At 58.3% G+C, this 14249-nt stretch carries 12 protein-coding genes; all 12 read left to right on the forward strand.

Translation table 11 applies throughout. The features are described 5' to 3' along the window. Positions 1 to 1710: arginine--tRNA ligase (gene argS, locus IRZ24_RS08475; RefSeq protein ID WP_297162492.1), on the forward strand; the 1710-nt coding region annotated here is incomplete at its 5' end. Between the two features lie 46 nt (positions 1711 to 1756). After that, positions 1757 to 2647, forward strand: coding sequence for an LLM class F420-dependent oxidoreductase (locus IRZ24_RS08480; protein WP_297162495.1), 891 nt, complete (start codon positions 1757 to 1759; stop codon positions 2645 to 2647). Between the two features lie 421 nt (positions 2648 to 3068). Continuing rightward, a complete protein-coding gene (locus IRZ24_RS08485) occupies positions 3069 to 4322 on the forward strand; it encodes a GTPase (RefSeq protein WP_297162498.1) in 1254 nt (417 codons plus the stop codon). A gap of 163 nt (positions 4323 to 4485) precedes the next feature. Then, positions 4486 to 5271 (forward strand): hypothetical protein, encoded by a 786-nt coding sequence (locus IRZ24_RS08490; RefSeq protein WP_297162500.1) that lies wholly within the window; start codon positions 4486 to 4488, stop codon positions 5269 to 5271. 155 nt (positions 5272 to 5426) lie between these two features. After that, positions 5427 to 6347 carry a prephenate dehydrogenase gene (locus IRZ24_RS08495; RefSeq protein ID WP_297162502.1) on the forward strand — a complete coding sequence of 307 codons (921 nt, stop codon included), beginning with the start codon at positions 5427 to 5429 and terminating at the stop codon, positions 6345 to 6347. Positions 6348 to 6805: 458 nt separating this feature from the next. Beyond that, on the forward strand, positions 6806 to 7753 hold the full coding sequence (locus IRZ24_RS08500; RefSeq protein WP_297162507.1) for a VOC family protein: 948 nt from the start codon (positions 6806 to 6808) through the stop codon (positions 7751 to 7753). A gap of 5 nt (positions 7754 to 7758) precedes the next feature. After that, on the forward strand, positions 7759 to 8406 hold the full coding sequence (locus IRZ24_RS08505; protein WP_297162510.1) for a GntR family transcriptional regulator: 648 nt from the start codon (positions 7759 to 7761) through the stop codon (positions 8404 to 8406). A 118-nt stretch (positions 8407 to 8524) separates the two neighbouring features. Continuing rightward, positions 8525 to 9448: a DUF6282 family protein gene (locus IRZ24_RS08510; protein WP_297162513.1), complete on the forward strand. Its 924-nt coding sequence runs from the start codon at positions 8525 to 8527 to the stop codon at positions 9446 to 9448. 149 nt (positions 9449 to 9597) lie between these two features. After that, positions 9598 to 10326, forward strand: coding sequence for a PIG-L deacetylase family protein (locus IRZ24_RS08515; RefSeq protein ID WP_297162516.1), 729 nt, complete (start codon positions 9598 to 9600; stop codon positions 10324 to 10326). Further along, positions 10323 to 11021, forward strand: a complete 699-nt coding sequence (locus IRZ24_RS08520; protein WP_297162519.1) for a 4-carboxy-4-hydroxy-2-oxoadipate aldolase/oxaloacetate decarboxylase — start codon at positions 10323 to 10325, stop codon at positions 11019 to 11021. Before IRZ24_RS08515 ends, IRZ24_RS08520 begins: the two co-directional genes overlap by 4 nt. A 3-nt stretch (positions 11022 to 11024) precedes the next feature. Continuing rightward, positions 11025 to 11924: an NAD(P)-dependent oxidoreductase gene (locus tag IRZ24_RS08525; RefSeq protein WP_297162522.1), complete on the forward strand. Its 900-nt coding sequence runs from the start codon at positions 11025 to 11027 to the stop codon at positions 11922 to 11924. A 426-nt stretch (positions 11925 to 12350) separates the two neighbouring features. Beyond that, entirely contained in the window at positions 12351 to 13619 is a 1269-nt protein-coding gene (locus IRZ24_RS08530) for an MFS transporter (RefSeq protein WP_297162526.1), read from the forward strand. Positions 13620 to 14249: the final 630 nt, after the last annotated feature.

The following is a 14249-nucleotide window of genomic DNA, read 5'->3' on the forward strand; positions in this document are numbered from 1 at the left end:
ATCATGGTACGTGTCCTGGAGGCTGGTCCTGATTTTGGGCAGAGCGAGGTAGGGATAGGCACCAAGATCGTCGTCGAGCATACCAATATCAACAGTAATAAAGCGGCTCACGTTGGCCACCTGCGCAACTCATGTCTGGGGGATACCCTGGTGCGGATGTTGCGAACTCAGGGCTACCAGGTTGAAGCTCAGAACTACATCGATGACACAGGTGTCCAGGTGGCCGATGTTGTCGTCGGTTTCTCTCTGCTCAAAGAGGGGCGGCTCCATCTGCCCGAGGGCGATGAGCCGCTGCCGGGCGAGTCATTTGACTACTACTGCTCGCGTGTCTACGTTGCCGTAGGCAAGGCTTACGATGAGCAGCCGGAGCTGCTAGAGAGGCGTCGCGCTGTACTGCAGGCTATTGAGCGCGGCAGTGAGGGGGGAGGAAGTCAGCCAGAAGGAGAGACTGATTACGCCGCCCTGGCGGCCGATATCTCCCAGCGCATTGTGCAGGCGCACCTCAAGACCATGTCTCGGCTCAACATCTCCTACGACCTGCTCACCTGGGAGTCGGCCATTCTCCACAGTGGTCTCTGGAAGAAAACCTTTGAGGTCCTCAAGAATCGCGGTCTGCTGCGGCGCCCCGAGAGTGGTAAACTGGCTGGATGCTGGATTCTGCCCTTTGGCGATAGCGAAGCTCAGGACGAAGAGAGCGAGCACACGCTAGACAAGGTGCTTGTCAAGAGCGATGGGACGGCAACCTATACCGCCAAGGATATCGCCTACCAGCTCTGGAAGTTTGGCCTGACCGATGATCCAGCCTTCGATGTGCACTTTACCTTTGTGCCCTGGGGCCGCCAGCATGACGGGCGCCTGCTCTGGACGATGCGTACGCCGACACGCCAGCAGGAGACCAACAACGAGGGCGATCCTCTGCGCTTTGGGCATGCGCAGCGTGTCATCAATGTGATCGATGTGCGCCAGTCCTATGCTCAGCAGGTGGTCTATGAGAGCCTGCGTCGCCTCGGCTATGAAGAGCAGGCGAAGAACTCAACCCATCTGGCCTACGAGATCGTAACGCTCTCCGCTGCAACAGCCGCCAGTCTAGGCGTGGATACCTCCGATGGACGCGAGTTCTATCCGATGTCGGGGCGTAAGGGCATCGAGATCAAGGCTGATGACCTGATCAATGCAGCTATCGCGCGCATGAAGGAGGTCAAGCCTGACTTGCCTGACGAGACAGCGGCCATTCTGGGGGCCTCGGCGATCCGCTACTTTATGATCCGCTTTAGCCTGCAGCAGGTGATCGCCCTCGATATGGAGGAAGTACTCCGACCAACTGGAGACACGGGGGTCTATCTTCAGTATGCCTACGCACGCGCGAATAGCATCTTACGCCGCCTGCAGGAAAGCGGCTATGAGGTCCCCGAAAAGCTGGAGGAATTGCCACCTGCCCTGGAGCAGAGTGAATGGGAGCTGCTGCGTCACATTGACGCCTATCCGCGACGCCTGGCCGAGGCAACACGGCATCTGGCTCCAAATCTGTTGGCCGCCTACGCCTATGACCTGGCCGCGCACTTCAGCGATTTCTACGAGCATACGCCCCCTATTGTCAAAGAAGAGGATCAGCGCGTTAAAGCCTTCCGTGCCTGGATCGTACGGACCACGGCGCAAGTCATGAATAATGTTCTGCGCACGCTCGGTTTCATCCCGCTAGAGCGTGTCTGAGCCGCAGATTGAGGCGGAGCACGTACTCATTTGAAAGCACTGTACAATGGATGAGAGAAAGGCGAGGCTGCGTTTCGGCATCAAGACGGCGCAGCAGTTTGTGAGCTATGAGGAGATCGTGCGGGTCTGGCGGGAGGCGGATGCCCAGCCGGCGTTTGAACATGCCTGGCTCTTCGATCACTTTATCCCGCTCGGTCCGGAGGACCAGAGTCACGGCCCTATTCTAGAGGGCTGGACCCTGCTCACGGCCCTGGCGGCCCAGACCCAACGGCTGCGTCTGGGCTTAATGGTAGCGGGCAACACCTATCGTCACCCTGCGCTGTTGGCAAAGATGGGAGCCACGCTTGACCTGATCTCGGGAGGGCGGCTCGACTTTGGCCTCGGGGCCGCCTGGTTTGAGCGTGAGCATCGTGCCTATGGCCTACCATTCTACTCGACAGGCGAGCGTATCCGGCGCCTGGAAGAAGCCTGTGAAGTCATCAAACGGCTCTGGACGGAGCCACGTGTCACCTTCGAGGGCAACTACTATCGCCTGTACGAAGCGCCGTGCGAACCGAAGCCGCAGCAGCGGCCCCACCCGCCCTTTATCATTGGCGGCAGCGGCGAGCGTCTGACCTTGCGCGTCGTTGCGCGCTACGCCTCGGTCTGGAATTATAATGGTAGCGATGTTGACGAATTTCGCCGCAAGCAGGCCGTGTTAGAGGCGCACTGTGCTGCGCTCGGACGCAATCCACGCGAGATCGAGCGCTCGATTCAGCTCCCCGTTGATCTGACGCGTCCGCTGGCGGCGCTGCGTGCAACATTGCAGGCCTTCATCGAGGCTGGTGCCACGCACCTGATTCTGAACCTGCGCCCTCCATATGCACCTGATCTCGTCGCTCGTCTGGCTGACGAGGTGGTACTGCCGCTACAAGAGGCGAGAGGAGTCGCTGGCTGAGGAGTGTTAGACTGAGTCTGACGTCTCGAGACTTTGACGGGTCCTTCTTTACTGGCGGGTAGGGTGGCTACCTCCCTCTACCCGTCCTCTGTCCTACAGGGTCCGTCGGCTTCTGCTGACCAAACTGGTCGGGAGGCGTCTCCTTAGCTGGGCCGTCTGCGTGGTAGGAAATGAAGAGAGAGGGAGGTAGGAAGCGAACCATCTGCGTCCGGAGTGAGAGTGAGCCGGTTCACGTCGCGTGGCTGGTCGCTGGCCAGCGCAATGAAACACGACGAGCGGGCGGCGTCGTGAGGACGTACAGGGTGCCCTGGCGGTTGCCTCACCTGGGCGCAAGAGCTATAATGGTTACGAAAAGCGGCATTGTTGAGGTCGCAGCTTTTCTTTCATTGAGGCACGAATAGCACAGGGAAGGACGACGCGCGTGGCCCAGAAAAAATCAAATTCCTCAGCGAGCGAGGAAACGACCAAGAAGAATATTGTGGAGCAATTGCTCCCACGAGCTTTTCGCAAGAGTAACCGCCCGAAGAGCATGCGCGAGCTGGGCGTTAATGTTCTGAAGAATTTACCAGCCAATCTGGCCCTCATGCAGGCTTTCATGCGAGCGATCAATTGGAAGCAGGCGCATGAGGAAGTGATGGCCGGTCTCAGCAACACAGTGGTCATCGTTGGGCGGCCCAACGCCGGCAAGAGCACCCTCTTTAACAAGATCATGGGCAAGAACATCTCCCTGGTGTCGCCCGAAGCCGGAACCACTCGTACGCTCGTACCTGCCGAATTTGGCCCTTTCACCCTCATCGACACGCCGGGCCATCTGCCCGAAATCACGCGGGAGGCGCTGGAGCAAGCGAGTGTTATTCTGCTCTTGCTTGATGGCATACGTGGTCTCCAGGCAGAGGATCGTGAGCTGTATAACGAAGTCAAAGCCTTGGGCAAGCCCACGGTCATTGCAGTGAACAAAGTTGATGCTCTGCCGAGCGGTCTGGATGGGGATCGTCTGGCGACCGAGATAGCTGTACGTTTGGGAGTGGCTGGCGTGATACCTATCTCGGCCCAAAGTGGTCAGAATATTGCCGAGGAGCTGATTCCTGCCATCATTGAAGCCAGCCCCGAGGCGGCTCTTGTCATAGGGCGAGAGCTACCCGCCTTTCGACGCAGTGCAGCCCAGCGCATCATTCGCAACGCCACACTGCTCAGCTTAGCCGCTGGCCTCGAGCCGGTGCCCTTTATTGATATCCCCATCATTCTGGGGACACAGGTGCGTCTCGTCCTGCGTTTGGCCGCGCTCTATGGGGAGCCGATCTCCTCAAGTGAGGCGATGCGCCATGCCCGTGAGCTGGTGCTGACAATGGCTGGGGGAGCTGGCCTCCGCTACCTGGCAGAGCAGGCGGCCAAAGCAGTACCCATTGGGGGCGACCTGGTGGCTGGGGCCATCGCGGCGGCGGGCACATGGGCTATCGGTCAGGTGGCGCTGGAATACTATGATAGCGGCAAGCGCCTAACACCTCGGCGTCTCCGTCAGCTCTATCAGGAGTTCTATCGGCGTTTCCGCCGTGAGAGGACCGCTGAGGAGCTGCAGCGCTATGTCAGCGAGGCAAAAGATGAGCAACTTTTGCCGGAAGGAAAGGAGCCAGCAGCATCCTCCGGCACGCGCTCAGAGCCAGGCAGGGCCCAGTAGGGAGGAGAACCTAAGACAAGCGCTTGCCTGCTCCCGGTCGGCCCATCATCGTCTTACAGCAACGGGGCAGCAATTGTAGCATTCTGCTGGCTGATCTAGCCAGGAGCCTGGAGTCGCAGGGTCCCTGGCCCGCTAGAAGACTACAACGAGAAGAAAGAAGATCATGTCATTCCCCTATGAGCGTTATCGGACACTGCTGGATAGCTTTCTGCTCTACTATCCACGGGGGTATGAGCAGCAAGCGCAGCATCTCCTGCTGAAACTCAATCAGGCGGCGGAGGAGCTGGGCCGTCTGCTCAATCTGCCGCTGCCAGAGCTGGAGATCATCCTGGTCGCGCCGGCTGACTGGGAGAAGGTGCCTCATGATGAGGATCTGGGGAAAGCACAGACGCGGCTGCCCTATTTTACTAATGCGACTGAGCCGCCTTCGCTAGTCGTGCCGACGCAGCTTGACCCTATCATCGGTGAGCCGACAGCCGAGAAGCTGGCCTTTCTCCTCTACCATGAGCTGGCCTATGCCTTTTTAGAGCAGGATCCACGTCCCTGGCCGGAGGACTATCCACTCTGGGCTGATGAATGGCAACTGCAGTTTGCTGCGCTCTGGCTCTCCCATCGCCTCGATGGCCAGCAAGACGTAGTCAACCGTGACCTGCATGAGCTATACGCAGAAATCTTCCTTGCGGAGGACGATGGAAAGACGCCGGTGACCATTCGCAGTTTCAGTTGGGATGAGGAGACCTCAGCGGAAGACTACCTGTGTTTCGATCTGTTGTTAGAGCGTTTTGCCCTTGACCTCTTGAAACGTGCCGGTCCCGAGGTCCTGCCGCGCTTTCTGCGCGAGTATCGCAAGGAGCAGCGTGCCCTACTCAGCGATGAAGTTACCGCTATGCTGGGGGCCGCTATCGGTCCCGATGGGGTGGCCTGGCTGGAAAGCTTGCCCTACTTTTAGCTATGCTGTGGCTTAGCTGTTGACCGGCTGCCTGCCAGCAAGCGCTGCCTCCTCCTGATAGTGTCGACTTTGTTGTTGCTCCCGTCACTTCGGCTGTTCTGTTATACACAATAAGCAGTATTGTCATTCTTGCTGCACTGATGTGAGGATAGTCTATGTTTCAGCGCGTAGCGATCGTCGGATTAGGATTGATTGGCGGCTCCATTGGTCTGGCCCTCCATCGAGCCAGGGCCGCTCAGGAGGTGACTGGCTACGACCTGGGGCGCGGTGTCTGTGAGCGTGCGCGCAAGGTAGGGGCCATTGATCAGGCCTATGATTCTCTGGCTGATGCTGTGCGCGGAGCCGAACTGGTGGTACTGGCGACTCCTGTGGGAGCGATGCGAACCCTCTTACAGCAGTTGGCCGGCTGCGTGACCCCCGGAACGGTCATTACCGATGTTGCAAGCACGAAGGCTCAGGTCATTAGTTGGGCAGAGGAGTTTCTGCCTGAGACCGTCTCGTTTGTCGGTGGACACCCAATGACCGGGAAGGAGGTCAGCGGAGTCGAAGCTGCCGATGCCAGTCTTTTCCAGGGACGTATCTATTGTCTGACACCAACAGCACGTACGCGCCCGAGCGCCGTCAATAAGGTGGCCAGCTTCGTAGAAGCATTGGGGGCCCGCATCCGCTTCCTTGAACCGGCGGAGCATGATGGCCAGGTCGCTTATGTCAGCCACCTGCCCTTTGTAGCAGCAATCGCGCTCATGACCACTGCCGCCGACGCTCCGTCCTGGGGCGATGCCGCCTTACTAGCTTCCAGCGGCTTTCGAGATATGACGCGTCTGGCTGCCGGTAGCCCCGAGATGTATCGCGATATTTGCTTGACAAATAGTGAGGCCCTGGTGCGCAGTCTCAATGAGTATCTGCTGACGCTCTCCCGTTTGCGCGATCGGATCGCGGCCCGCGATCCCCACTTGAATGAGCTCTTTGCCCGCGCTCAGGAGTTACGCCTGCAGTGGCAAGCTGCTTTTGCCGCCCCGAATGCCCCCAGGCCCCAGCAGAAGGGACCTGGCCACAATGCAGCGCCGGGCCGCTAGTCGCTTGCTTGCTGCTTGCCTGCACACTCGTTCGCTACTGGCGGCAACTCGCAGGCAACTCTGGCTTGACTGAACGGCAAAAATATGCTATAATTCCTAAAAACTGAGGAGCAGCGCCGGACAAGGCGCGCTCCTCAACAGAGATGTGTTGCTTTATCTGTTTTTTCTTTGCGAGAGCATTGTTAACAATTTTGTTGGCATGATTGCTGAGCAGGAGGCATACGGCTCGCAGGTCAGCTATAGCTGCGCTGCTAAGCTGATCAGCCCAGAGTGGGAAGAGCGATATTACGGAGGTCCCATCTGCACAGAGCGAGCCAGCTCTTGTTACATCGACTATTGTTAGCAATTTTGTCAGCAAGATTGGTAACAGAGTGCTGCTGGGCAAGGTAGCCTGGCGTGCACGCTCTGCAGCGCGGTTATCGGGAGGCGTGACCCGCTACAAAGGAGGTTCCTGAGCCATGTCCGAAGCGCTCTGCTTTGACATTGCTCACCTGGGGCATGTTGAGCTATTAACCCCCAGCTTTGACGAGAGCCTCTGGTTTTTCGTTGAGGTCCTGGGCATGGAAGAAGTCGCCCGGCTTGGACGCTCAGCCTATTTACGCTGTTGGGGCGACTACGAGCAGTACTCGCTCAAGCTGACCGCACATGAGCATGCTGGTATTGGTCACACTGCTCTGCGGGCGATGAGTCCAGAGGCGCTCGAGCGACGCGTTGCCGCCCTAGAGCAAGGGGGCTTTCGAGGAACATGGATTGAAGGGGACGTCGGTCATGGCCGGGCCTATCAGTTCCGTGGCCCCGATGGGCATCTGCTGGAACTCTACTATGAGACCGAGTACTATCAACCGCCTGCTCACCTGCGACCCGCTCTCAAGAACCAGCCGCAGAAGTTGACTGGGCGCGGAGTGGGGGTTAAGACTCTTGACCATGTTAATTTCCTTTCCTCCTGCGCCGAGGCTGATGGCGAATTTGTCGAGCGCTACCTGGGTCTGCGCCTGACTGAGCAGATTCTCCTCAATAATGGTCGACGTCCAGGGCTGTGGTACCGGGCTACCAACAAGTCTTACGATCTGGTCTACACACAGGATGCGACTGGCACTCGGGGACGCCTGCATCACATTGCTTTTCATGTCGAATCCAACGAACTGATCTGGCGGGCGGCCAATCTCTTTGTCGATCACGGCGTTTTCATTGAATTTGCCCCCAGCAAGCACGCAATTAATCAGACCTACTTTGTCTATGTCTATGAGCCTGGCAGAAACCGCATTGAGGTCTGCTCTGGCGGCTACCTTGTGTTGGCTCCCGACTGGAAGCCGATCACCTGGACGGAGGAGGAGCGTGCGCGCGGTCAAGCCTGGGGGAACAAGACAGTTGAGACCTTCCATACCTATGGTACACCGGTGGTTTGAGGAAGATGGGAACTCAGCTTTTGAATGAACAGGCCTGCTATGAGCGTCTTCGCGACTGGATCATTGACGGCACGCTGCAGCCGAATGAGCGTCTCATCGAACTTGACCTGGTGGCGCGCCTGGGAGTGGGCCGCGCTACCATTCGTACTGTGCTGGCTCGCCTGGAGCAAGAAGGCCTGGTAGTGCGTGAGCCGAATCGCGGAGCACGCGTTCGCTTTGTCTCTCCTGAAGAGGCTCTAGAAATCTTAGAGGCGCGTACCGCGATAGAGTCACTCCTGGCACGCTTCGCTGCTCTGCGGGCCCAGCCGGATGAGCTCGCTCAGATGCGTGGTCTCCTGGCGCAGATGCGAGCCTGTATAGAACAGGGCGACCTCGTCTCTTACTCAGCTCTCAATACGGCTTTGCATCGCGCGATTGCGGATGCCGCTCGTCACCGTACAGCGGCCAGATTACTAGAAACCCTTGGCTCGCAGAGCGTGCGTTATCAGTATCGCACGATTCTGGCTCCCGGTCGACCAGCGACCTCGTTGGCTGAGCATACTGCAGTAGTGGAGGCAATTGCCGCCCATGATCCCGATGCTGCTGAGCAGGCCATGCGCGCCCACCTCTCAGGGGTCTGTGAGACCTTCCGACGCCTGAAATCAGGTCTCTGATGGCGCCCACAGGCGGCTAGCTAGGCAGCATGAACAGAAGGACGCGCTGACGGAGAGCCAGATCGTGCAAACTTCGCTCAGCACGAGTCACAGCAAAGCGTAGAGGAGAGTGAAGCGGTTGATTAACAGAGAGCGTGAGGACCTTATTCACTTGCTGACCGGTGCCATTGATATCCACCTGCATATTGAGCCGGACTTAATCGAACGCAGCACTGATGATCTTTCGCTGGCGCGCGAGTTTGTCTCCCTGGGCTGGCGAGGCTTTGTCTTAAAGTCTCACTACTTTCCTACCGTCGAACGCGCCAAGGTTGTCTCTGCTGCGGTTCCTGGGGCACAGGTCTTCGGAGCTATCGCCCTCAATCACGCCGTTGGCGGTTTCAATCCTGTGGCGGTTGATATCGCTGGCCGAGCCGGTACTCGCATCGTCTGGTTGCCTACCGTCGACGCAGCCAACGAGGCGCCGGAGAAGCAGGCGGCTCGTGGCGAGCGGCACCAGCCATTTTGGTGCCATATTCAGGCGGAGATTCGCGCTAAGGGCTATGCTCCCGAGCCGCTCAGTGTCTTTGACGAAAAGGGAGACCTTCGCTCAGAGGTATGGGCCTGTCTTGCCCGGGTAGCCGAGTACGATATGGTCTTAGCCACGGGGCATCTGGCACGAGATGAAATCTTTGCCGTCGTAGCGGCTGCACGAGAGAGAGGCATTAAGCGCGTAGTAGTCACTCACGCTCTCTTTCCCTCGCAGGCCCTCTCAATTGAGGATCAGTGTTGCCTGGCTGATATGGGGGCCTATATCGAAGGCTGCTATACCACTTTCTATACCAAGAAATGCACTTGGGAAATGCTCTTTGCTGCCATTCGCGCGGTTGGTCCAGAACGGACTGTCCTTTCATCCGATCTGGGCCAGCGCTCTAATCCGCCGGTTGTCGCCGGTCTTCTCGATTTTGCTGATCGCCTACTCGCGGCTGGTTTCACGCCCCGTGAAGTACGGCGCATGCTGGTGGAGAACCCGGCCTGGTTGGTGGCGGGGGAAGAAGCAGAGTGACGGCCATTGCTCGCCGGCCTGGGCGGCGCTCTAGCTGGGGCGGGTTTAGGAAAAAGGACGGAGCAGGGGGGCAGACTCTGGAAGTCGGTCAGGCTAGCAGCTAGTGAGTAGTCGAGCCAGTCCTTTGGTTGAAAGAGGAGTGAGTGTCTATGAGGCCTAAGGCTGCAGATAGTGGTACCTTGATGGTAGTGAGTGCCCACGCTGCCGACTTTGTCTGGCGTGCTGGAGGAGCTATCGCCCTCTATGCGCAGCGTGGCTGGCGCACACGGGTGCTCTGTCTCTCCTTTGGAGAGCGAGGTGAGTCAGCACGCTTATGGCAAGAGGGCAAGACCCTTGAAGAAATCAAAGCCATTCGCCGTGAAGAGGCCGAGCGAGCTGCGGCCATTCTCGGTGCCGAGGTGCGTTTCCTTGACGCTGGGGATTATCCCCTTGATGTGACGCCCGAGTTACGGGATGCCCTCGTTCAGGAGTTTCGCCAGTATCGACCTGACATCATTTTGACCCATTCTCTGCACGACCCTTATAACACGGATCATCCGCGCGCGACCCAGCTCGTACTAGAGAGCCGCATTCTGGCTCAAGCGCATGGTTATCCCTCGCCCTATCCTGTCATTGGGGCGCCACAGGTCTTTCTCTACGAGCCGCACCAGCCTGAGCAGTGTGGCTTTCGCATTGATCTCTTGCTAGACATCACGCCAGTCTTTGAGAAGAAGCGCCAGGCGATGGAATGTATGGTGGCACAAGAACACCTGTGGGCCTATTACACGGATGTCGCCAAGCGTCGTGGCGTGCAGGCGGGCCGGAACTCCGGCCAGCGCGTCATCTATGCTGAGGCCTACCAGCGGATTTACCCCACAGTGGGAGGTGAATTTGTATGAGGCGGCCCGTCATCGTCACAGACGTACCGCGCCCAGAAGCGGGGCTTGTCGAAGAACTAGCCGCCTATGGTGTGGCCACCGTACACGAGGCCCTCGGCAAGGAGGGACTGTTACAGCCCTATCTGCGTCCCATCTATCCCGATGCACGTGTTGCGGGGACTGCTGTCACCGTTCTCTGTCCGCCCGGCGACAATCTCATGGTGCATGCCGCCATTGAAGTTTGTCAGCCTGGTGACGTACTGGTCGTTGCAACAGAAGCCCCCTCAACAGATGGCATGTTCGGCGAGCTGCTTGCCACCTCGGCGCGGGCGCATGGAGTAGTCGGTCTGGTGATCGATGCTGGGGTACGCGATGTCGCGACACTCAGCGAGATGCGTTTTCCGGTCTGGTCGCGGGCGATCTCTGCCCGTGGCACCGTCAAGGGAACTCCTGGCGCTGTCAATATACCGGTCGTCTGTGGAGGTGCTCTGATCAAGCCTGGTGATGTAATCCTGGGCGATGCCGATGGGGTGGTTTGTGTGCCACGCCAGGCTTTAGCCCAGACCGTGGCCCAGGCGGCTGCGCGCACCGCCAGAGAGAATGCCACTCGGGAGCGGCTGGCCGCGGGTGAGCTAGGCCTTGACCTCTATGGTTTGCGGGCTAAGCTGAAAGCTCTTGGCGTCGCCTATGTACGCTATGACGACTGGGAGGGTTAGCCTATGCGCCTGGGGTTTCTCGGCTTTGGAGAAGCTGCCTCCGCAATTGCGGCGGGACTGGCTGAGCAAGGGGGCTGCGAGCTGTTTGCCTATGATCTTGCCCGCGATCAGGCCCTCTCTGAGCGGGCAGCTCGCTATGGGGTGCGCCTTGTAAGCAACCTGGCCGAACTGGCTGAACAGGCTGATCTTATTTTCTCATTGGTCACTGCTCGTGCAGCCCTGCCAGTGGCGCGTGAGATTGCTCCCCATCTGCGAGCTGGGACCCTCTACGCTGATCTCAATTCTTGTGGACCACGCCTCAAGGCCGAGATTGGGCGAGTGATCGCCCAGGCAGCTCCCGCTGCCAGCTATGCCAGTGTGGCCATTATGTCTGCCGTGCCGCCATTGCGCCATCGTGTTCCACTCGTAGCTGATGGGCCAGGAGCTGCACATCTGCGTGAAGCCCTGAGGCCCTATGGCATGAACATAGAGATTTTGGAAGGGCCGCTAGGAGCAGCGGCAACGCTCAAGATGTGTCGCAGCGTTGTGCTCAAAGGCATGGAAGCCCTCTTTCTCGAAGCTTTGCTAGCCGCTGAAAAGGCGGGAATCACCGAGCAGGTTCTGGCCTCGCTGAATGTCTCTTTCCCTGATAGGCCCCTAGGTGACCTTGGTATCTATCTGCTTGAGCGTCATGGTCGTCATGCTCAGCGCCGGGCAGATGAGCTGGCGGAGGCGGCAGCGACTCTGGCTGAGTTAGGCATTGATCCCCTCGTGGCTGGGGGAGCAGCCCGGCGGCTGCGTTGGTCTGCTCAGCGGCTAACCGGTTTAGCAGCTCAGGGTGGAAGCCGCCAGGTAGCAGTGGGAGAAGAGAATGAGGCCGATCAAAGTTATCGTGTCCTCTTACGTCGACTCGACAAAGCTTGAGAAAAGGAGGTGCCATGTAAGGCAGAAGAGCGTGGTCTTGATCAAGAGATGAGCTGTGCTGATCAGCGGCGCAAAAGAGGAACATGGCCAGGAGAGCCACGCCGTTGCTGTCGTGGCCTAACAGTCAGCCATAGGTAAAGGAGAGGCCAGGACCTGGATTGTCTGTCAGGTTTATAGCCTGCCTCAATGCTGAGTGCAAGGCCATGCGTGGATCGGGTCGAACAACCAGGATCGATGCACTGTCCGCTAGAGGCAGTGTGTGCCTCACAGGATCTCAGAGGGGTAGATCAGGGTCGCCGTTTAAGGCACTCCTCGCTTGGTCGGTAAAAGGCATGCTCAGACCCGAATCGCGAGGTAGGCCGATGCGTTATTCGTAGCGTCAAGCGAACAAGCGAACGAGCAGACAAGAAAAAGGAGTTTGCTGGTATGGCTTCGCCGCAGAAGAGAACCTTTTTCCGCTATGAGAACGGTGTCGTTCTCATGATGTTCTTCACCTTCGGCTTCGTCTTTATGGAGCGACTCAGCATTGTCTACCTTTTCCCCTTCATAGCCCCCGACCTCAAACTGAACAATGCTGAGATTGGACTGATCGCCTCCGTGCTTGCTGTCTGCTGGGCGATCTCGGGGTTCATCTTTGGCTCGATCTCTGACCTGGTAGGCTCGCGCAAGAAAGTATTGTTGCCCATTACTCTTGCCTTCTCGCTTTTCTCATTTCTCTCGGGTCTGGCCCGCAACTTTTGGCAAATGCTCCTCGTGCGCGGCCTCATGGGGGTCTCTGAGGGGCCGGTGCTGCCGCTGGCGCAGGCCAGTGTGATCGCCGCCTCGACGCCGGAGCGTCGGGGTTTTAACCTTGGTTTTGTTCAAAGCTCGCTGGGGTTGATTGGCTCATTTCTGACGCCGATCATCGTCACTCAGATTGCTGTGCATTACTCCTGGCATGAGGCCTTTTATCTGGTAGGGGTCCCTGGGCTGATCATGTTCTTTGTGCTGCTCAAGTGGATGCGTGAGCCTGGTCGAGGAACCGCCCAAGAGGCTGAAGCAGTTGCCCATACAAAGGTACGCCTCGCGGATATCGGAGCGGTCTTCCGCCATCGCAACATGTGGTTCTGTGTGTTGATAGCCATCTCCTCGATGACCTGGCTCTTTGCCTTTACCACCTTTGCTCCGACCTTTCTGACGGAAGTCAGTCACTATTCACCCGATGAAATGGGTCTCATTATGTCGGCGGTAGGTTTAGGAACCTTTGTCTGGGGGTTCGTTGGTCCAGCCATCTCTGATCGTCTGGGGCGTAAACCGACGCTGATCCTCTTCGCTTTCGTGGCCTGCCTATCCCCTGTCTGTCTAGCCCTGTTGCGCGCGCCAGTAGGGGCCATGATGGTGGTGGCCTTCTTGACGACCGTTGGTCAGGCAGTTTTCCCGCTCTTCCTGGTCATTATCCCCGGGGAATCCTTGCCATACCGCCTGGTGGCTAGCGCGGTCGGACTGACTCAGTTCATCGGCGAGCTAGTGGGTGGCACTTTTGCCCCCTGGCTAGGTGGCGTGGCCGCAGATCACTGGGGCCTCGTGGCGCCAATGTGGATAGCTGCTGTGGGGATGCTTATCAGTGCATTGCTGGCCTTTGGTCTCAAGGAAACTGCACCGGCTAAGGTAGGACGCGCAACGGTGGAAGCCGGGGAAATCGTGACCACCGCCTGAGCCTCGAGCTTGGCCTTGGCCTCCCTCCTTGTCAGGAGCGAGTCCTTTCCTGGGACTCGCTCCCCTTTTTTGGGAATTTTTGAAAAAGGGTCCCATACCCCCTTGACAGCCAGCCCAGGCTGTGAGATAATCTCACTCGCCTCGCGGAAAGAGAGAACAAAGACAGCGAGGCCACTCAGCGAAAGCTGGCGATCCTGCTCATCGCTGGTGGGCTGCCTGAGAGCCAACCGTGGCAGCCAGTGCCAGTCACCCTGTGTTTCCAGTTACTCCAGGTGAGGGGGGAGTTTGCCCTCATCTGGGGAGTCTGAAAGGAAATGAGGTTTGACAGGATCACGGCCTGAGTGTGTCAGGTAGTGTACCTTGACAATTGAAGAGTGGAAAACAGCAGAGGCGGATGTGCTGTGTTCGCCACTGACGGATTGCTGAAGGGAGCGGACCCCTGCTTGTGTAGGAGCGTTACCCTTTCTTCATCAAGGTGAGGAGATCCGTCAGGGAAGGCGGCGCAGATGGCCCTGACGTCCAGAAGAAGTATGGCGGGTGGCTAGCTCAGCGGAGGCTGGGGAGCCAGCCGCTGAAGATACAGCCTTGATCCTTGTGGTAAGGGATCAAGGGATACAGCACTGGATGGCG

Origin of the sequence: Thermogemmatispora sp. (genome assembly GCF_019683755.1) — a bacterium.
Taxonomy (GTDB): domain Bacteria; phylum Chloroflexota; class Ktedonobacteria; order Ktedonobacterales; family Ktedonobacteraceae; genus Thermogemmatispora.